Origin of the sequence: Hippea sp. KM1, from assembly GCF_000526195.1 — a bacterium.
Taxonomy (GTDB): Bacteria; Campylobacterota_A; Desulfurellia; order Desulfurellales; family Hippeaceae; genus Hippea.
In genome coordinates this window covers 890,788-909,123 of record NZ_JAFP01000001.1, presented here as the reverse complement: position 1 = coordinate 909,123, position 18,336 = coordinate 890,788, and the positions used below count along the sequence as shown (strand labels likewise).

The 18,336-nt window shown below is 45.1% G+C and carries 16 protein-coding genes and 2 tRNA genes; 4 read left to right on the top strand and 14 right to left on the bottom strand.

Going from position 1 to position 18,336, the window contains the following annotated elements:
* Genes D891_RS0104630 through D891_RS0104615 form a run of 4 tightly spaced genes read right to left on the bottom strand, consistent with a single transcriptional unit; the run spans nt 1 to nt 4,276 of the window.
* Nucleotides 1-1,164, bottom strand: coding sequence for an NAD(P)/FAD-dependent oxidoreductase (locus D891_RS0104630; protein WP_025209864.1), 1,164 nt, complete (start codon nt 1,162-1,164; stop codon nt 1-3).
* Entirely contained in the window at nt 1,161-2,972 is a 1,812-nt protein-coding gene (locus tag D891_RS0104625) for an aldehyde ferredoxin oxidoreductase family protein (protein ID WP_025209863.1), read from the bottom strand. The genes D891_RS0104630 and D891_RS0104625 overlap by 4 nt, the downstream gene beginning before the upstream one ends.
* A gap of 1 nt (nt 2,973) precedes the next feature.
* Nucleotides 2,974-3,447 (bottom strand): 4Fe-4S dicluster domain-containing protein, encoded by a 474-nt coding sequence (locus D891_RS0104620; RefSeq protein ID WP_025209862.1) that lies wholly within the window; start codon nt 3,445-3,447, stop codon nt 2,974-2,976.
* Nucleotides 3,448-3,457: 10 nt separating this feature from the next.
* Nucleotides 3,458-4,276 carry a DUF808 family protein gene (locus D891_RS0104615; RefSeq protein ID WP_232227879.1) on the bottom strand — a complete coding sequence of 273 codons (819 nt, stop codon included), beginning with the start codon at nt 4,274-4,276 and terminating at the stop codon, nt 3,458-3,460.
* Here D891_RS0104615 and D891_RS09915 point away from each other — a divergent pair.
* Entirely contained in the window at nt 4,254-4,391 is a 138-nt protein-coding gene (locus D891_RS09915; RefSeq protein ID WP_198014848.1) for a hypothetical protein, read from the top strand. The genes D891_RS0104615 and D891_RS09915 overlap by 23 nt on opposite strands.
* A 1-nt stretch (nt 4,392) precedes the next feature.
* Here D891_RS09915 and D891_RS0104610 read toward each other — a convergent pair.
* From D891_RS0104610 to D891_RS0104590, 5 genes are all read right to left on the bottom strand, one after another.
* Nucleotides 4,393-4,487 (bottom strand) — tRNA-Ser (locus D891_RS0104610).
* A 10-nt stretch (nt 4,488-4,497) separates the two neighbouring features.
* Nucleotides 4,498-4,589, bottom strand: a tRNA-Ser gene (locus D891_RS0104605).
* A gap of 80 nt (nt 4,590-4,669) precedes the next feature.
* Nucleotides 4,670-5,734, bottom strand: a complete 1,065-nt coding sequence (mqnC, locus tag D891_RS0104600) for a cyclic dehypoxanthinyl futalosine synthase (RefSeq protein WP_025209860.1) — start codon at nt 5,732-5,734, stop codon at nt 4,670-4,672.
* Nucleotides 5,734-6,813: an aminofutalosine synthase MqnE gene (mqnE, locus tag D891_RS0104595; protein ID WP_025209859.1), complete on the bottom strand. Its 1,080-nt coding sequence runs from the start codon at nt 6,811-6,813 to the stop codon at nt 5,734-5,736. The genes mqnC and mqnE overlap by 1 nt, the downstream gene beginning before the upstream one ends.
* Nucleotides 6,806-8,200, bottom strand: coding sequence for a phosphomannomutase/phosphoglucomutase (locus tag D891_RS0104590; protein WP_025209858.1), 1,395 nt, complete (start codon nt 8,198-8,200; stop codon nt 6,806-6,808). Before D891_RS0104590 ends, mqnE begins: the two co-directional genes overlap by 8 nt.
* 311 nt (nt 8,201-8,511) lie before the next feature.
* On the opposite strand from D891_RS0104590, the gene D891_RS0104585 reads away from it, so the two are divergent.
* Genes D891_RS0104585 through D891_RS0104575 form a run of 3 tightly spaced genes read left to right on the top strand, consistent with a single transcriptional unit; the run spans nt 8,512 to nt 12,147 of the window.
* Nucleotides 8,512-10,056 (top strand): acyl-CoA carboxylase subunit beta, encoded by a 1,545-nt coding sequence (locus D891_RS0104585; RefSeq protein ID WP_025209857.1) that lies wholly within the window; start codon nt 8,512-8,514, stop codon nt 10,054-10,056.
* 16 nt (nt 10,057-10,072) lie between these two features.
* Entirely contained in the window at nt 10,073-11,626 is a 1,554-nt protein-coding gene (accC, locus tag D891_RS0104580; protein ID WP_025209856.1) for an acetyl-CoA carboxylase biotin carboxylase subunit, read from the top strand.
* A gap of 17 nt (nt 11,627-11,643) precedes the next feature.
* Nucleotides 11,644-12,147, top strand: a complete 504-nt coding sequence (locus D891_RS0104575; protein WP_025209855.1) for a biotin/lipoyl-containing protein — start codon at nt 11,644-11,646, stop codon at nt 12,145-12,147.
* 44 nt (nt 12,148-12,191) lie between these two features.
* Here D891_RS0104575 and D891_RS0104570 read toward each other — a convergent pair whose 3' ends face one another.
* From D891_RS0104570 to D891_RS0104550, 5 genes are all read right to left on the bottom strand, one after another.
* Nucleotides 12,192-13,289 (bottom strand): ABC transporter substrate-binding protein, encoded by a 1,098-nt coding sequence (locus D891_RS0104570; protein WP_025209854.1) that lies wholly within the window; start codon nt 13,287-13,289, stop codon nt 12,192-12,194.
* A 70-nt stretch (nt 13,290-13,359) separates the two neighbouring features.
* A complete protein-coding gene (gene uvrC, locus D891_RS0104565) occupies nt 13,360-15,162 on the bottom strand; it encodes an excinuclease ABC subunit UvrC (RefSeq protein WP_025209853.1) in 1,803 nt (600 codons plus the stop codon).
* Nucleotides 15,159-15,473 carry a cupin domain-containing protein gene (locus tag D891_RS0104560; protein ID WP_025209852.1) on the bottom strand — a complete coding sequence of 105 codons (315 nt, stop codon included), beginning with the start codon at nt 15,471-15,473 and terminating at the stop codon, nt 15,159-15,161. The genes uvrC and D891_RS0104560 overlap by 4 nt, the downstream gene beginning before the upstream one ends.
* The gene (purL, locus tag D891_RS0104555; protein ID WP_025209851.1) at nt 15,448-17,643 is read right to left on the bottom strand and encodes a phosphoribosylformylglycinamidine synthase subunit PurL; all 2,196 of its coding nucleotides are present in this window, start codon (nt 17,641-17,643) and stop codon (nt 15,448-15,450) included. The genes D891_RS0104560 and purL overlap by 26 nt, the downstream gene beginning before the upstream one ends.
* The gene (locus tag D891_RS0104550; RefSeq protein ID WP_025209850.1) at nt 17,644-18,243 is read right to left on the bottom strand and encodes a 50S ribosomal protein L11 methyltransferase; all 600 of its coding nucleotides are present in this window, start codon (nt 18,241-18,243) and stop codon (nt 17,644-17,646) included. It abuts the gene before it with no gap.
* Nucleotides 18,244-18,336: the final 93 nt, after the last annotated feature.

The window sequence follows — 18,336 nt, the reverse complement described above, 5'->3', positions numbered from 1 at the left end:
CTAAACATTACCAAACAGCAAATCGGATATATCATATCTGTCTATTCTTGTTCTATCCCTTACAAGTCGCACCAGGCCGCCGTAATTTATAGGCCTGCCGACCATACAGAAGCCCCTCAAGATGCCATCCTTAACAACAACCATCCTGAAGCCGTCATCGTTCGAAACAACCGCATCACCATCGAGTGCAACACTGTCGCCTCCGCTGAATATATCCATATCAAAGATGGGCAGGATGTTTCTCGATACTTCCGGTTGGGTTTCTATGTTTAAACCAGCTGCATTTTTGGCTGCAACCTTTGCCTGGGCAATAGCCACAGGCCAAATCGCATGGAGTCTTTTATCACCCCAGACAGCATCTGTGCTTTCTGCTATATCGCCAACGGCAAACACATCGTCTGTTGCCCTCAAATAATCATCGACAACTATACCGCTGTTTGTCTGTATAGCCCCATCTAAGAATTCTATGTTGGGTTTTACACCCTTACCAACAACAACAAAATCCGCATCCAGATGTTCACCGTTTTTTAGCCTGATATTAACGCCGTCGTTGGTCTTGTAAATTACCTCCACATCGTTGGATGTGTAAAATTTAACCGGATAGAGTGATTCTATCTGCCTCTGAACAACAACAGAGGCCTCTTTGGGCAAAATCTGGGACAGTATCCTATTAGAAGATGCAATGACGCTAACAGAAAAACCCAATTTTACAAAGGCATGAGCCATCTCAAGGCTTACAAGCCCAGCCCCCAGGATAACGATATGCCTAAGCCCTGCCCTTCTAAGTTTCTCCCTCATTGCCTCTATGTCCTTAAGATACCTCACACCAAACAAAAATCCATCGTAATCGCCCTCATACTGCGGGATATAGGCATCGGCCCCTGCAGCTATGATGAGCCTTTCATAGGAGTATAAGCCCATAGGGGTTGTTATGGTCTTTGCTTTGGTATCTATGGCTTTTACTTCACAGTTCATAAGTATATCGTCTTCTTCTATCTCAAAAAACGCATCCCTGTTGCCAGAAATCAGATACGGCAATACCATCTTTGCATACGGCTGCCTATCCTCTTTGGAGAAGACCTTAACATCTATCGTTTTGTCCAACTCTTTAATCGTTTTATAGGCATAGAAGGCGGCTATGCTGCCGCCTATGATAGCTATCATAGCAGCCCCTCAAGGCCCAATTCTTTTAGCTTTTTATCAGTGGGAATGCCGTTTTTATCCCACCCCCTTAAGCTGTAATACTCGCTCAACATCTCAGAAACGTTAGCAACCTCACCCTTTGAGGGGCCACTCTTTATCGGTTCCTTCTCCATACGCTCAGGCAATCTATCATCGTCGGCCGAAAAACCGGCCTTTATGTTGAAAATCCTCTCTAAATTCCAGATTCTCTCACCCTTCTTAACAAACTCATCCTTATCGCAGTCAAAACCCGTGGCTGCTGCAAATAGTTCGGCAATCTCTTTGGCCTTCAAACCAAATGTCGTAAACAGGCAGATCCCCGAAGAATCCAAAGCAGCGGTCAAATCCTGAAGTTTTTTGGTTAGCTTTGCCTTACCCTCATAGCTGCTTTTATCCAACCCGCCTAACACCTCAGCACCGATCGTGTACCCCCTAACATGACAGGCCCCCCTGTTGCTTGTGGCATACTCAAGGCCTATGCCCTTGATGGCCCTCGGATCGTATGCGGGAAACTCCTGCTTCTTAACGCTCATAGAAAACTCCAAATGGCCGTAATGTTCGGCAAGTCTATATGAACCTTTGGCCAAAAGCCTTCCAAAGTCTGTATTCTGCTCACACATCAGCTTCACAGCCTCGACCATTGCATCGGCATCACCAAATCTCAAATCAAACCCTATATCGCTTTTTGGTATATAGCCGGCCTCAAACAGATCCATAGCACATGCCACGGTTGCACCAGCCGATATGGTATCCAGCCCGTATTCATTGCATAGATAATTAGCCATAACGATGGCATCTAAATCATCCACTCCGCATGCTGCACCAAATGCCCATATCGTCTCATACTCAGGCCCAACGCCCTTGTTGTTGGCATATTTGCCACTGGTTATCTGGGTAACCCTCCCGCAGGCTATGGAGCAGCTATCGCAAGCCTCGGCCTTTATAAGGTGATCCTTTGTCAATCTCTCACCGCTAATCGAGGCAGCATTATCAAAATAGGCATCGTGGGCGTTTCTTGTAGGCAGACCTCCAGCTTTGTTTATTACATTGACCAATACGGCCGTTCCGTATTTTGCGCCCCCCTTGCCTGAGAAGGCATCCTTACTCAATATATCCCTTGCTTGGTAAACGGCCTTTGCAAACCTCTCTTTATCGGCAACCCTTATGCTCAAATGGCCCTTAACGGCCACGCCCTTTAGGTTTTTACTGCCCATAACAGCACCGATACCCGTCCTTCCTGCCATCCTGCGACCGTCGAATGTTATATTGGAAATTAAAGAGAGCTTCTCTGCGGCCGGGCCTATCTGAAGCGTGCTGGCCTCAGGGTGCGTAAACCTCTTTAGCAGTTTATCCGTCTCTTTGGTGTTCTTGCCCCATAGCTTTGAGGCATCCCTTATCTGCACCTGGCCCTTGTATATCCACAGATAAACGGGTTTTTCAGCCTTCCCTTCAATAACAATCATATCATAGCCGGCCCTTTTTAGCTCACCCGCAAAATGGCCTCCTGAGTTTGAGCAGGCCATAGTTCCGTTTAGTGCACCCTTTGTAATCACCATAACCCTGCCGGATGATGGGGCGGTCGTTGAACCCAAAGGACCTGTCGCTATAATCAGCTTATTCTCTTCACTTAAAGGATCAATCCTGGGGTCTATCTCATCAAACAACAGCCTCTCACCATAACCCCTTCCACCTATAAAATCCTCAGCCCATTTCAGGTTTATATCCTCAGTCGATATTGTCTGCTCAGTTAAGTTTACCCTTAAAATCTTACCTGCATATCCGCCAACCATATCACACCCCCGCCACAGCAGATCTCTTTATGTTTGCCGCAGCCCTTATCTGTTTGCCTAAAACCGCATCCTCAACATCGACAAACTCAAGCGCCCCTGCATGGCAAACCCTTACACATTCAGGCTCTCCACCGCATAAATCGCACTTTATAACCCTCTTTGCATCACTGCTTAGCTTGATGTTGCCCCATGGGCAGGCTATTACGCACTGCTTGCATCCGATGCATTTATCATAGTCAAGCTCGACAACACCGCTTTGTGATCTGGTTAAGGCCTTTGTTGGACAGACATCCATACAATACGCCTCATCGCATTGGGTGCAATATGTGGGGACAAAGACAAAATCATCCAGAAACTCGCTGATGTGGATCCTTGAATTTAAGGGGTTGAATTCTCCATCGTGAGCAAAAGAACACGCATATTCACAAGCCCTGCAACCCGTGCATTTGTCTATATCGACCATCAAAACCTTCATAAAAACCCCCTTAACCCTTCAAAACCAGGCCTGCAAAGCCCACAAGCCCTCTTTTTACAATGAACGATAAACCACCCACAACAAAACCCACAACCATCTCCATTATAAGGATCGGCATGCTTATTTCAAACATATCAAACAGATGGTGGATGAATTCAAGCTTATGCAAATATATGCCACCACAGACCAAAAACATGGCCAGCGTTCCAATTACAGAGAGGGTCTTCACCACATAGGGCATGGCCTCTATTAATAAGATGCCTATTGTTCTCAGGAGTTTACCCTTTTTATCGCTGATCTGTATCAGTTTTATACCCATATCGTCCATTCTGATTATCAAAGCCACAAATCCGTACACGCCGGCAGTGGCAATAACCGAAACCAGAGCAACGGTGGGTATCTGAACATACATAGGCTTGCCCAAGACATTACTCATTGCAATCACAACAATCTCGATGGATAGCACAAAGTCTGTCTTTATGGCGGATTTTATCTTTTCCTCATCCGTCATTTTTATATCCTGCGCCTTTTTATGGTTTTTCAAGAAGAAAAACTCATAAACCTTTTCGAATGCCTCATAGGATATATAGATGCCCCCAAACAAAAGTATGGGCACTATAAGCCATTCCGCCAAGGTTTCCAGAATAAACACTATCGGCAAAAGAATGGCCTTGTTTATCAGAGAACCCTTTATTATGGCAACAAGGATTGGGATTTCTTTTGACGATTCAAGCCCTGAGGCCTTCTTGGCATTTACCGCTATGTCATCACCAAGCAGGCTTACGGTGTTCTTTGTTGCTATCTTTGTGGCTGAGGCAATATCATCCATTAGGGTGGATATATCGTCCAATAAAGCAAAGAAACCGCCTGCCAAGCTCCACCTTAGGCCGGTATTTGTCTTTGGATTCTATCAGAACGGTTTGGGGTTTTCAAGGGATGCATAAATGGCGGAGAGGGCGGGATTCGAACCCGCGGTGCAGGTTTTAGCCCACACACTCGCTTAGCAGGCGAGCGCCTTCAGCCAGCTCGGCCACCTCTCCAAATAACAAATGGCGGAGGAGGTAGGATTCGAACCCACGGAGCCCTTGCGAGCTCAGCGGTTTTCAAGACCGCCGCCTTAAGCCAGACTCGGCCACTCCTCCGCTTTTGCGGTTAAATAAATAACACATTTCAATTGTATTTTCAAGAGTAAAGTTGGCCAGCATAAGAAACTTTGAATAACTCATAGATAGTTTACTATCCTGTAATCCGTGCTCCTTAAGGCCGGTTTAAAGCCGGCTTTTCTTATGATCTCGGCTATCTCCTCAACACTTGCCAGGGCCCTAAAGCCTGCCTGCCTCATCACATTCTCCTCAACAAGCATACTCCCCATATCATTTGCGCCAAAATGCAGCGCCACCTCACCAATATCCTTACCCTGAGAGGCCCACGATGCCTGTATGTTGTCAAAATTGTCAAGGTAAATCCTTGAGATGGCCACTATCTTCAGATAGTCTATACCGCTTACGCTTCTGTTTACCTGCCTGCCAAGCTCGTTGTTCTCCTTCTTAAAATCCCAGGCTATGAATGCACTAAAACCGCCTGTTTCATCCTGAACAGCCCTTACCCTATCCAAATGCTCTATGATATCTTCCTCTGTCTCAATATGACCAAACATCATCGTGGCCGTTGTCCTTATGCCGTGTTTATGCGCCGTTTTCATAATCTCAAGCCATCTATCGGTGCTGATTTTTTTAGGGGATATTTTACTTCTTACCCTCTCTGTCAATATCTCAGCCCCTCCGCCGGGCATGGTGGTTAAGCCAGCCCCTTTTAAATCCTCAAACACCTCATCAACGGTTTTGTTTGATACCTTGCACATGAGGTCTATCTCGGGTGGTGAGAATGCATGCACATGCACCCTGCTCTTTGATAGTTCTCTAACCATGTCTATATAGTATGAGTAAGGAAGCTCAGGATTTAGGCCGCCCTGTATCAGGGCCGTTTCAATCCCCTTGCTTTCTGCCTCCTCTATCTTTTTGATTAAATCATCAATACTCAAGGTGTATGCATCAGGGTCGGTTTTCTTTCTATAGAAGGCGCAAAAAGCACAGCCCACATAGCAGATATTGGTGTAATTTATGTTGGTATCGAGTATAAATGTCACTATCCTTTGCGGGTGCTTCTTAAACCTTATCAAGCCTGCAAGCTCACCAAGAACAAGAAAATCGCCCTCCTTTAGAAGCCTAACACCCTCATCCTTGCTAATTCTTTCAAAGTTTCTTATTTTATCGTAAATCTTTTCCATTATTCATACACCCCTATCTCGTTATACAATGCATCACGCTCAACAGGTATAAACCCGGCATTCTTTATCATCTCCACCATGTTGTCCCTTGCAAGCCCTAACGGGCTCTTTGCCCCTGCTGCGTGGGTTACCCTCTCCTGTCCTATAGTTCCATCTATATCATCTGCACCAAAGTGCAGTCCAATCTGACCGATTTTGGGCGATAGCATCACCCAATAGGCCTTTATGTGGGGGAAATTATCGAGGATGATCCTTGATAGTGCCAAAACCTTCAATTCCTTAACCGCATCGACCTTTTGAACCTTTCCCTCAAGCGGCGTATTTGCCGGATGAAAACTCAACGGTATAAAACACAAAAAACCCGGATGTTCCTCTTGGAGCTTTCTGAGTTTAAACAGATGGTCGATTATCTCATCATCTGTTTCAATGTGACCAAAAAGCAGTGTTGCATTTGTTGGAATATTCAACCTATGGGCTATTGCATGCACCTCAGCCCACTTCTCATACGGAATCTTGTTGGGATAAAGCTTCTTTCTGACCCTCTCTGAAAAGACCTCAGCCCCTCCGCCGGGCATAGAATCAAGACCCGCTTTTTTTAGCTCCTTCAAGACACCTTCATAATCCAGACCAGACAGCCTTGAAAAATAATCTATCTCAACAGCCGTGAAGGCCTTGACATTAACCGAAGGGAAGTTCCTCTTTATTGCAGAAACCATATCCAGATAGTAAGAGAACGGCTTTGTTGGATGCAGGCCACCAACTATATGAACCTCCTTGATGCCCTCAGGCATCCTGGCAATCTCATCGATTATCTCATCTATTTCCATGGTATAGGCATCCGGTTCATCGCCAATTCTATAAAATGCGCAGAATTTGCATTTAGACACACAGAGATTGGTATAGTTTATGTGCTTATTGAAGACAAAATACACCTTCTTGCCACTCTTTTTCAGTTTTATAGACCTGGCTATCTTGCCTATCCTTATCAAGTCATACGATGAGAGTATGAACCTTGCATCCTCAACATCTATGGGTTGTTGGTTCTTTAACTTCTCCTCTATCACTTCAAAATTACTCATTGATAATCCTCTCAACGGCACCGATTATTTTATCCTTCAGCCAATTTAGCCTATCCTCAGAATCAGCCTCAAACCTCAAAACCAATACCGGCTGGGTATTGCTCGATCTTACAAGCCCCCAACCGTAATCGGTCTTAAACCTCACACCGTCTATCGTATTGACCTCCACAATCCCAATCTCATCCTTGTTTCTGTTCAGGTAAGCCCTTACTTTATCAATAGCCTCTTTCTTTTTACTATCGGGGCAGTCGATTCTTATCTCTGGTGTGTTGTAAACCTTAGGAAGGCTATCCCTCCATTTGATTAGATCCACACCCTCAACTGTTAGAATCTCAACAAGCCTCAAGGATACATAGATGGCATCGTCGTATCCGAAATACCTATCACCGATGAATATATGGCCGCTCATCTCACCGGCTAAAACCGCACCCTCCTGCTTCATCTTTGATTTTATCAATGAATGGCCGGTTTTATACATAATGGGCTCTGCACCACGCTCCTTCATCTTTTGAAAGACCACATCGGAGCATTTAACATCGGCCACAACCTTTATGCCGGGTTTTTTCTTTGCTATGTGCTGGGCAAACAGAAGCAGGAGTTGATCGCCCCACAAAATCGAACCATCCTTCAACACCACACCTATCCTATCGCCATCGCCGTCATAGCCTATACCCACATCGAGGTTTTTTTCTTCTATAACCCTTCGCAAATCGGTCAGGTTCTTTTCAACCGTCGGGTCTGGATGGTGATTGGGGAAGTTGCCATCCGGCTCAATAAACAGGCCCTCAACCTCATATCCGAGCTCTTTGAATATCTCATAACCCACAAATCCGGCTGTTCCGTTTCCACCGTCTAAGGCAATCGCCGGCTTGTTTTTATAATCCTTTAGATAGCCAAACTGCTCAAGCATAAACCCTTTATACTCAGAAAGCACATCCATCTTTTGTGTCTTGGCCGACCTTATATCGCATGTTGGGCTTAACTTCTCCATTATATCGGCTATCCTTTGAATCTCTTTCCCAAACAGAGTCTCCTTCTTAAGCGACAGTTTAAAGCCATTGTATTCTTTGGGATTGTGCGATGCCGTTATCATGATGCCGCCATCGACATCCATCCTAAACAGAGAAAAATACTGAACAGGTGTCGGCACAAGCCCTATATCAACAACACCAACATTCTCACAACTCAATCCATCACGCAAAGCCTCAAAGGCGTCTTTCGATGACAGACGGGCATCATAACCAACACTTACAACACCGCCTATTTTTTTAAGGTTTTCCTTAAGGTATATGCCAAATGCCCTACCCAAAAGAAAACAGAAATCCCTATCTATATCCCTACCCCAGATGCCCCTTATGTCGTATTCCCTAAAAACACCCCTCTGCATTCCAACCTCCGATTAACAGATTGAAAAAAATAATAGAAAAAAAGTTCAGAATTTTCAAAAAATTTAGGGTTTCATAGAAGAATTTTCGATATATAAAACAACATAACATCATACTTAATGCTTAACATTCATTGTTAATATGCTAAATACCACGCTTAACTCTACTTAAATTTGCTGGATTTTATTAGTTCACTTGTTTCTATATTTAGAAACTATGGGTATAGAATTAATAAAAATTACATATGTTTATTGACATTTTATTTAGTTTTTTGTATATTTGGGGCTGAAAATAGGTTAGAGGAGGTTATACAATGCGCGATAAGTTGGAGGAGCTGAAGAAGTTAGAGGCTCAAGCAGAATTAGGCGGCGGTGAAAAGAGGATTGAAAAACAGCATGCACAGGGTAAGCTGACCGCCAGAGAGAGAATCAAGCTTCTATTGGATGAAGGCAGCTTTGTTGAGTTTGACAAATTCGTCGTCCATAGATGCAACGACTTCGGCATGGGAAAGCAAAAAATCTTAGGCGATAGCGTCGTCACAGGATACGGAACGATAGATGGAAGGCTTGTTTATGTATTCAGTCAGGATTTCACCGTATTTGGTGGTTCACTGTCTGGCGCACATGCAAAGAAGATCTGCAAAATCATGGATTTAGCAGCAAAGACAGGCGCTCCGGTTATTGGTTTGAACGACTCAGGCGGTGCAAGGATTCAGGAGGGTGTTGAATCCTTAGCCGGCTATGCCGACATATTCTTAAGGAATGTCCTCTTTTCAGGCGTTATTCCGCAGATTTCGGTAATAATGGGCCCAACGGCCGGTGGAGCCGTTTACTCTCCAGCCGTTACGGACTTCACCATAATGGTTAAAAAAACAAGCTTCATGTTCATTACAGGACCGGATGTAATCGAGGCCGTCACGGGCGAAAAGATAACCAAAGAGGATTTGGGTGGTGCTGAGGTTCATACAACCAAGACCAATGTTGCCCACTTCGCAGCTGAAAACGATGAGGATGCATTGATGTTGGTCAGGGAGCTGTTGCAGTTCATTCCTCAGAACAATATGGAGGATCCTCCATATAAACCAACCGATGATCCGCCAAATAGAAGAGAGGAGTCTATCTATGATTTAGTGCCCTCTGATCCGAACAAGCCATACAACATGAAGGATCTAATCAAGAAGGTTGTTGACGATGGATACTTCTTTGAGGTTCAAGAGAACTATGCAAAGAACATGATAATCGGCTTTGCAAGGCTCGGTGGAAGGAGCGTTGGAATCGTCGCCAACCAGCCGATGTTCTTTGCTGGAGCCTTGGATTACAAGGCTGCAATAAAGGCTGCAAGGTTCATAAGATTCTGTGATGCATTCAACATTCCAATAGTTACATTTGAGGATCAGCCAGGATACATGCCGGGTGTTGCTCAGGAGCACAACGGCGTTATCGTTCACGGTGCAAAACTCCTCTATGCTTACGCTGAAGCCACAGTTCCAAAGATTACATTGATCGTGAGAAAGGCCTACGGTGGTGCATACGATGTTATGGCATCGAAGCACTTTAGAGCCGATGTAAACTACGCATACCCGATAGCAGAGATCGCTGTTATGGGTCCTGACGGTGCGGTTAACATACTCTACAGAAAAGAGCTTGCAGAGGCTGAGGATCCTGTCGCCAAGAAGGCAGAACTGGTTAAGATGTACAGGGATAAGTTTGCCAATCCTTATGTCGCTGCGGGCCTGGGTTATATTGATGAGATTATCGATCCTGCCGATACAAGACTAAAGCTCATCCAGGCATTGGAGTTAACAAAGAACAAGAGGGAGTCCAATCCTCAAAAGAAACATGGAAATATTCCTCTATAATTAAGGGAGGCCAATAATGACTGTAAAGAATTTTAAAAAGGTTTTGGTTGCCAACAGGGGCGAGATAGCCATCAGGGTTATGCGTGCCTGCAGGAAGATGGGAATAGAGACGGTTGCCGTCTATTCCGAGGCAGACAGGGATGCCCTGCATGTCAGATATGCAGATGAGGCCTATTTTATAGGACCTCCAGCTCCTGCTGACTCCTATCTGAGAATAGATAAAATAGTTGAGGTTGCCGTTAAATCGGGCTGTGATGCAGTCCATCCAGGATACGGATTTCTGGCAGAAAACTCCGAGTTCGTCAAGGCCTGTGAGGCTGCAGGCATAACATTCATAGGTCCTAATACGGAGTCTATGTACATCCTGGGTGATAAGACAAGATCACGCCAGAAGATGATAGAGGCCGGTGTTCCTGTTGTTCCTGGAACGAAGGATCCAGTTGAAAGCTTAGAAGAGGCCTTAAAGGTGGCCGAGGAGATCGGCTATCCCATAATGTTCAAAGCCTCAGCCGGCGGTGGCGGTAAGGGAATGAGGCTTATAAGCTCGGCTGAGGAGTTTAAGCAGGTTTACGATCTGGCCAAGGGTGAGGCCCTAAGCGCCTTCGGCGATGATAGGATGTATATAGAAAAGGCCATAATCAAACCCAGACATGTTGAGATTCAGATAGCTGTTGACAAGCACGGAAACGCCGTTCACTTCTATGAGAGGGAGTGCTCCATACAAAGGAGGCATCAGAAGGTTATAGAGGAATCCCCATCGATGGCGATAAACGACGAGGTAAGGCATAAGATGGGCGAGGCGGCAATCAAGGCTGTAAAGGCCGCCAACTATGACAGTGTAGGAACGGTTGAGTTCCTGGTTGATAAGGATATGAACTTCTATTTCTTGGAGGTCAACACAAGGATCCAGGTTGAGCATCCCGTTACGGAGATGGTTACGGGAATCGACTTGATCAAACTTCAGATAGAGATAGCAGAGGGTAAACCCATTCCGTTTAAACAGGAAGACATCAAGCAGGTTGGCCATGCTATAGAGTGCAGGATCTATGCAGAGGATCCAGACAACAACTTTATGCCATCACCCGGTGAGGTTACGGGTCTCAGGCTGCCTGGAGGTCCGGGTGTCAGGGTTGACAGCGGTATATACTCAAGGGGCAATGTTCCACTTTACTATGACCCGATTGTTGCAAAGCTCATCGTCTGGGATGTAAACAGGGAGTGTGCTATAAACAGGATGCAGAGGGCCTTGAGCGAGTTTGTGGTTAAGGGCATCAAGACCACAATACCGTTCCACCAGAGGGTTTTAAGAAACGAAAACTTCAGAAAGGGCAACATTAGCACCGACTTTATCGATAAAGAGGTATTGCCAGAGAAACCCACAAGGGAAGGTTCAGCTGAGGCTGCATTGGCTGCTGCGGCAATCAAGGAATACCTAAGAGAGCAAGAGCTGAGGAATCAGTATCAGAGGTTCGTTGAGACATGCGCAGGCGGCAGTCCATGGAAAGAGGCCGGAAGAAGGGCAGCTATGTTCGGGGTTAGCTTTGGTGATGTTTATAAATACTCAACATAAAAAGGAAGGAGTGGGGTATGTATATAGCTACACTTGACAATGTGGAATACAAAATAAGCGTAAAAGAGATAGAGCCCGATAAGTTTGAGGTCGTAATAGACGATAAATCCTACATAGTCGATGCGCAGCTAACGGAAAGCTCTGTCTATTCATTGATAATCAACGGTAAATCCTATGAGGTTAACTTAGATTACAAAGACGGCATCTACCATGTTTACAACGAGGGCGACCTGTTCAAGATAGAGGTAATGGATGAACTTAAGAAGAGGATGCTTGAAAAACGCGGCGGTGCAGGTGGCCTTGAGGGTGCATACACAATTAAATCCGAGATGCCGGGCAAGATCGTTGATGTGAAGGTAAAAGAGGGTGATGAGGTCAAGGAAGGCGATGTCGTTATCATACTTGAGGCCATGAAGATGCAAAACGAGATTAAATCACCCAAGGATGGTAAGATCACGGAAGTATTCGTCCAGAAGGACGATGTAATAGAGGCTGACGCAAAACTCGTAACGGTCGAATAAAAAGGGCGGGCTTTATGCCCGCTTCTTCTTTTATGCCCGCTTTTTTATGGTTCAAAAACCGCTATCGGCCTAAAGGCCGAGTTTCTTATCTCTCTTAAAACAATAGTCCTTCTAACCAGGCCGTTCTTGATTGTGATTTTTCCTGTTATGCCGTGAAATGTCCTGTTTCTTGCTATATCTGCAACCTCTTTAGGGTCCATGTTTTTGGACTTCTCTATAGAATCGACAAGCAACAGATAGGCATCGGCTGCTAAGGCCTCAGGCGAATCCGGCAATCTATTGTATCTTTCCTTGAAAAGCTTAACAAAACGCTCCGACAGGCTTCCTTGAGGTATAAGCGGATCGAAATCATCTGTAAAAATCAACCCCTCAGCCGCATCCTGGGCTATCTCTATTAACGCATGGGATGAGGCTGCAGAGCCAGCAAAAAGACCACCCTTATACCCCAATGTCTTTAGATCCCTCAACATCAAAGCAATGGAGTTGTAATAGGTTGTAAAGTATATAAATTCGGGGTTATCCCTTTTTAGCTGTGCAGCAATTGCCGAAAAATCCGTATCGCTGCTGGAAATGCGGTAAATCCTCTTAATCTTGCCGCCCCTCTTTTTAAACTCAACCAGGAAGTTCTTGGCCAGATCGACCGAATAGTCCATTGATATATCCTCTATTATCACACCGCTTTTATATCCTGACGATATTATGTAATTGGCCATTACCTCCGCCTGCTCCTTGTTGTTGAAGCAGACCCTTGAAACAAGCGAATTGTTCTCAGATAGACCCTTCTCGTTGGCCGTTGGTATAACATCCACCACACCGTTCCTTTTGAAAACATTAACGGCAGCCAAGGCCGCAAAGCTCGCAACAGGGCCAACCACAAACCTAACACCGCTCTCAACCAACTTCTCAGCAGCCAAAGCCGCACCCTCAGGCCTGCTTGCCACATCCTCCACCACAAGCCTTATCTTTTTTCCTTTAACTGTGTTTTTCAACAGATAGGCGGTTTTTATACCCTCAAGCTCGGGCCTGCCCCATGCTGCAACAGGGCCTGTTGTCGATAGATAAACACCAACCTTAACAACATCGCTTGCAAATGAAACAAAGGAAAATAGCACCATCGTAAAGATCACAAGCAAGGTTCTCATAACCCCTCCACATTGTTAAGATACTTGTTTAGCAACTTTAACAATCATATGATATATTGTCAAGAAAAATCTAAATATCCTCTAACTTTTCCTTTATGATCGAAGCTATCTTCTTGCTTATGCCCTTTATTGAGGCTATATCATCAACCGATGCGTTTTTTATATTCTCTATGCTGCCGAATCTTTCAAAGAGCGCCTTCTTCCTCTTAGGCCCTATAAACTCAATCCTGTCTAATGCACTTGCGATTACATATTCCTTTCTCTTTTTCCTGTGATACTCAACGGCAAATCTGTGCGCCTCATCCCTCAACCTTTGCAGGAAGGACAAAACCTCCCCGCCAATCTCAATAATGCCGTTTTCTGTGTATACCCTATCCCTAACATCACCCAGGCTTCTTATTGTCTTTCCCTCTATCTTCTCCTTAGATATGCCAACAACAGGCAGACCCGAAAACACCTCTTTTGCGGCGTTTACCTGAATCATACCACCATCAACAACAACCAGATCGGCCAGTTTGTGTGATGAGTTGAGCAATAGCTTTTTGTGTCTGGATAACATCTCAATCATTGCGTCTTTCTCAAAGCTGGATTTTAGGCTATATCGCCTATACATCGCTTTATCAAAACCCGAAACGGTGTATCTTACAACCCCGCCCACAACATTCTCAAACCCTATATGCGATATGTCTGCAACATCGATTGTGTAAGGTGTCTTTACAAGATTCAAGGCATCCTTAAGCCTCTCCAATATCTTAATGTTATGCTCAAACTGTTTTAGGTGAATATCCAGATTCAGCCTGGCGTTCTTTTTGGCAAGCTCAAGCAACCTCCTCCTTGAACCCCTCTTTGGAATCACCACCTCAACGCTCTTTTGTCTTTTTAAGACATCCCTCAAAACGGAGGCGTTTAAGCCACCCTCCAGTATCAAAACATCCGGTATCACCTGCTGTTGATTCAGATAATACTGCACTATGAAGCTTTCCTTGAATCCGTCATCTATATTATCGGTATAGAAGAAATAAGTCCTATTGCCCACTATATTGGAAAACCGCACGCTCATAATATAGACACAAACCACAACATCCCGCCTCTCAAAGGCAATTACATCGCAGAAATCCTCTCCGATCTCAGAAACGCTCTGCTTATTCTCAAGCAACTCGATGGCCTTAAGCTTATCCCTGACCTGTATGGCCTTCTCAAATTCAAGCCTCTCAACATAACCGTTTAACTCATCCTGAAGCTGTTTCTTTATCTGTCTTGGATTTGTAAGTATGCGTTTTATCTGCTCTATGATCTTAAGGTAATCCTCCCTGGAGATATTGCCAATACAGGGAGCCAAACACTTGCCCATTTGATAGTAAATGCAAGCTGATGATGCACCCTGACACTGCTTATCGTTCTTCTGTGCAATCTTAAAGGAGTTTTTTAGAAGTTTTATCAGGGTTCTGAGTCTATCAACAGGCGTTATGGGCCCAAAGTAGAAGTCCCCCTTGTTCTTTATTCGCCTTGCTATCCACAATCTGGGGAACCTTTCGCTGAAGCTTATCCTCAAATACGGATAACTCTTGTCATCCCTCAAAACTATGTTATACGGCGGGCGGTATTCTTTTATGAGGTTGGACTCAAGCAGGAGCGCCTCAAGCTCTGAGTTGACCGTAATAACCTCAACGGTATGGGCCTCGCCCACCAATGAGGTCTTGAATATATCCATCTCCCTGGGGTTTAGGTAAGATTTTAGCCTGTTCTTTAAGGATTTTGCCTTTCCCACATAGAGTATTTCATCATCGGATGAACGGATTATGTAAACACCCGGGAGTTTCGGTATGTCATTTATCAAGGAGGGGTTCTTAAACAGCTCTATCTTTTGACTCATCTATAAAAGACGCACAGCCAGATTGCAGGTTTTGAGGTGTATTCCACCCTATGCTTTCTGTGTGGCTCTATTATTAGATAATCGCCCTCTTTTAATCTTACACTGCCTGAATCGTCAAAGGAAAGCACAGCCTCACCCTTAAGCAGAAGAACAAACTCATATTCATCCTGATCATAGTAAAAACCCTCAGGTGAGGCCTGCCCGTTGGATATAATCCTTTCTATTCTAACCGACTCGGAGCTTGCAATGGTCTGGAATATCTCTTCATCTGCAAGCCGTATATCATCAAATACATTCATCAGACCAGCCAAAAATCTCTCCAAAGAACCGCTCGTTTTCCCTCTTTAGCCTAATAACATCTATATCAATTACATCGTTAACCTTCAGCCTATCGCCCCTTACTGTGCCGATTTTAGATATAGGCAGACCCAACCCTTCAGCCAAAGGCACAACATCGCCATCTGCCTCAATCACTATGGCACCCTGGGATTCACTGAACAGGTAAAAGTCCTTCCTGCCCTCTATGTCAAGCTCAACAACGGCTCCCTTCAAAGATGAAACGCACATCTCGGCAAGGCAGATCAATACACCGCCTTCTGATACATCGTGGGCTGCCCTGATTAAACCCTTTTCAACAGCCTCAACCATAAAATCCAACAGTTTTTTGTGCAAACTATAATCCAGATCAGGCAGCTTACCAGCTGTTTTGTTAAAAATCCACTTTAGATAAGCACTGCCGCCCAACTCCTTAGGCTTTATCCTACCTACAAGATAAATATCTGAGCCTTCATTCTTGAAGGCTATAGTTGGGGCATTCAAGGGATTAGAGATAACCCCAACCATACCCACCGCAGGTGTTGGATGGATGTTTTTGCCGCTTGTTTCGTTATAGAAGCTTACATTACCGCTAACCACAGCAACCCCTAAATTTTCACAGGCCACCTTCAACCCTTCCGTCGACTGCTCAAACTGCCACATGATCTCAGGATTCTCAGGGTTTCCGAAGTTTAAACAATCCGTCAATGCCAAAGGCTGAGCACCGACTGTTATCAGGTTTCTAAACGATTCTGCCACGGCCAGCTCACTCCCCTTTTTGGGGTTTATGTAAACATAGCGTGGGTTTACATCCAGGCTTGCAGCAATCCCCCTGCCCGTCTCTTTTATCCTTATCACTGCCGCATCGCTGCCCGGTCTTAAAATCGTATTATCCTGAACGGTCGAATCATACTGCTCATATAGGGGTTTTTTGCTTGCAAACTCAGGGGATGAAAAAAGCTTAATAAGCGTTTCGTTGTAATCGGTAGGCTCATCAAGCCCATCAAAATCAAAATCCTCTATCGCTTCAATATAGGCTGGCTTTTTGGTTGGCCTTCTATAGACGGGGGAGTTTGACACCATCAACCCAACATCTATATCGGCTATAAGCTCACCCTTCCAAAACAACCTTATGCTTTTTTCCTCTATTACCCTGCCTATAACCTCAGCATCCAGGCTCCACTTCCTAAAGACCTCCTTTACCTCTTCCTCTTTACCCTTCTTTGCAATGATGAGCATCCTCTCCTGAGATTCAGACAGCATTATCTCGCTGGGGGTTAGTTTTTCCCTGGTTGGCACCTTATCCAGGTGCAGCTCAAGCCCCACACCGCCTCTATCTGCCATCTCAAAGGAGCTCGATGTCAGACCGGCAGCCCCCATATCCTGTATGCCTTCTATTATGTCCTTATCCATCAACTCCAGGCAGGCCTCAAGCAATAGCTTCTCTGTAAATGGGTCACCCACCTGAACAGCCGGCCTTTCATCCTCAAAGTTCTCATCAAACGAGGCAGAGGCCATCGTGGCGCCGTGTATTCCATCTTTACCGGTTTTTGAGCCCACATAGAATACAGGATTACCAACGCCTCTTGCAACGCCTAAGAAGATCCTATCCCTCTTTCCCAAACCCAGACAAAAGGCGTTAACCAGGTTGTTGGTGTTATAGCACTCATCAAAGAATGTCATACCGCCTATGGTCGGCACGCCAACGCAGTTGCCGTAATCGCCAATACCCCGCACAACACCGTCTATCAAAAACTTCGTTCTTGGAAACCCTATATCACCGAAGAACAACCCATCCATATTCATCACAGGCCTTGCGCCCATCGTAAACACATCCCTCAAGATGCCGCCAACGCCTGTGGCTGCACCCTGGTATGGTTCAATAAAGCTTGGATGGTTGTGGGATTCCATCTTAAATACAGCCACATACCCATCACCGACATCTATAACCCCGGCATTCTCGCCAGGCCCTATAACAACACGCTCCCCTTTTGTTGGCAGTTTCTTAAGATGAACCTTTGAGGATTTATAGCTGCAATGCTCACTCCACATGGCCGAGGCTATCTCAAGCTCTATATCCAGCGGCTCCCTGTTTAGCTTTTCCTTTAAAAGCTCATACTCCTCCTTTTTCAAACCGATAGCGGCAAGCTTATCCTCTAAATTCATTCAATCCCCCTTTTTAAAAAGCAGTGTTGTGTATTCGTTCAAAAATCTATTCCTAAGGAGTGTATAACCCATCTGAGTAAACCTCTTCTTCAGCGTAAAGTTCTCCTCAGGCAAGACACCGGATAGCACCAAAAGGCCACCCCTCTTTGTAAGCCTGTCGATCTCTGCCGACATGGCGAGTATTATGTCATCGAAGATATTGGCAAATACCACATCAAAGCTGCCCTTAATCGGCGAAGGTGAATCCGAAACAAAACAACTCAGGCCACCTAAAACGCCGTTTAGCCTTCCGTTTTCTATGCACTCCTCTATCGCCGTTTTTTCTATATCGAAACCAACGGCCTCCCTTGCCCCCAATTTTAAGGCTGCAATGGAGAGTATACCGCTGCCTATACCCACATCCAAAACCCTCTTGTCTTTAAAGTCAATATCCTCTGCTATCTCCATGCAGCTTACGGTGGTTTCATGGATACCGGTCCCAAAAGAGCTGCCCTCAACCAGCGATATCTTTATCTTATCCGTTTCAAACCAGGGGGGTGCTATACAGAAATTCCTTCCTATCTCTATAACCTTATCTTCATCCTTCCAGCGCCACCTCATTAACCACCTCAAGTTCGTTAGTGGTCTATATATTATCGAAACCAGGCGCAATTACAATAATTTTTTACCCCTTCTTGACGATTTTATTAATTG

What these genes read in the sequence shown, in the direction of transcription:
- D891_RS0104615 (WP_232227879.1), bottom strand. Translation starts at nt 4,276, where the DNA reads ATGGATGATATTGCCTCAGCCACAAAGATAGCAACAAAGAACACCGTA.
- D891_RS0104620 (WP_025209862.1), bottom strand. Translation starts at nt 3,447, where the DNA reads ATGAAGGTTTTGATGGTCGATATAGACAAATGCACGGGTTGCAGGGCT.
- D891_RS0104570 (WP_025209854.1), bottom strand. Translation starts at nt 13,289, where the DNA reads ATGAGAACCTTGCTTGTGATCTTTACGATGGTGCTATTTTCCTTTGTT.
- mqnC (WP_025209860.1), bottom strand. Translation starts at nt 5,734, where the DNA reads ATGGAAAAGATTTACGATAAAATAAGAAACTTTGAAAGAATTAGCAAG.
- D891_RS0104625 (WP_025209863.1), bottom strand. Translation starts at nt 2,972, where the DNA reads ATGGTTGGCGGATATGCAGGTAAGATTTTAAGGGTAAACTTAACTGAG.
- D891_RS0104575 (WP_025209855.1), top strand. Translation starts at nt 11,644, where the DNA reads ATGTATATAGCTACACTTGACAATGTGGAATACAAAATAAGCGTAAAA.
- D891_RS0104630 (WP_025209864.1), bottom strand. Translation starts at nt 1,164, where the DNA reads ATGATAGCTATCATAGGCGGCAGCATAGCCGCCTTCTATGCCTATAAA.
- mqnE (WP_025209859.1), bottom strand. Translation starts at nt 6,813, where the DNA reads ATGAGTAATTTTGAAGTGATAGAGGAGAAGTTAAAGAACCAACAACCC.
- accC (WP_025209856.1), top strand. Translation starts at nt 10,073, where the DNA reads ATGACTGTAAAGAATTTTAAAAAGGTTTTGGTTGCCAACAGGGGCGAG.
- D891_RS0104585 (WP_025209857.1), top strand. Translation starts at nt 8,512, where the DNA reads ATGCGCGATAAGTTGGAGGAGCTGAAGAAGTTAGAGGCTCAAGCAGAA.
- uvrC (WP_025209853.1), bottom strand. Translation starts at nt 15,162, where the DNA reads ATGAGTCAAAAGATAGAGCTGTTTAAGAACCCCTCCTTGATAAATGAC.
- D891_RS0104550 (WP_025209850.1), bottom strand. Translation starts at nt 18,243, where the DNA reads ATGAGGTGGCGCTGGAAGGATGAAGATAAGGTTATAGAGATAGGAAGG.
- D891_RS0104590 (WP_025209858.1), bottom strand. Translation starts at nt 8,200, where the DNA reads ATGCAGAGGGGTGTTTTTAGGGAATACGACATAAGGGGCATCTGGGGT.
- purL (WP_025209851.1), bottom strand. Translation starts at nt 17,643, where the DNA reads ATGAATTTAGAGGATAAGCTTGCCGCTATCGGTTTGAAAAAGGAGGAG.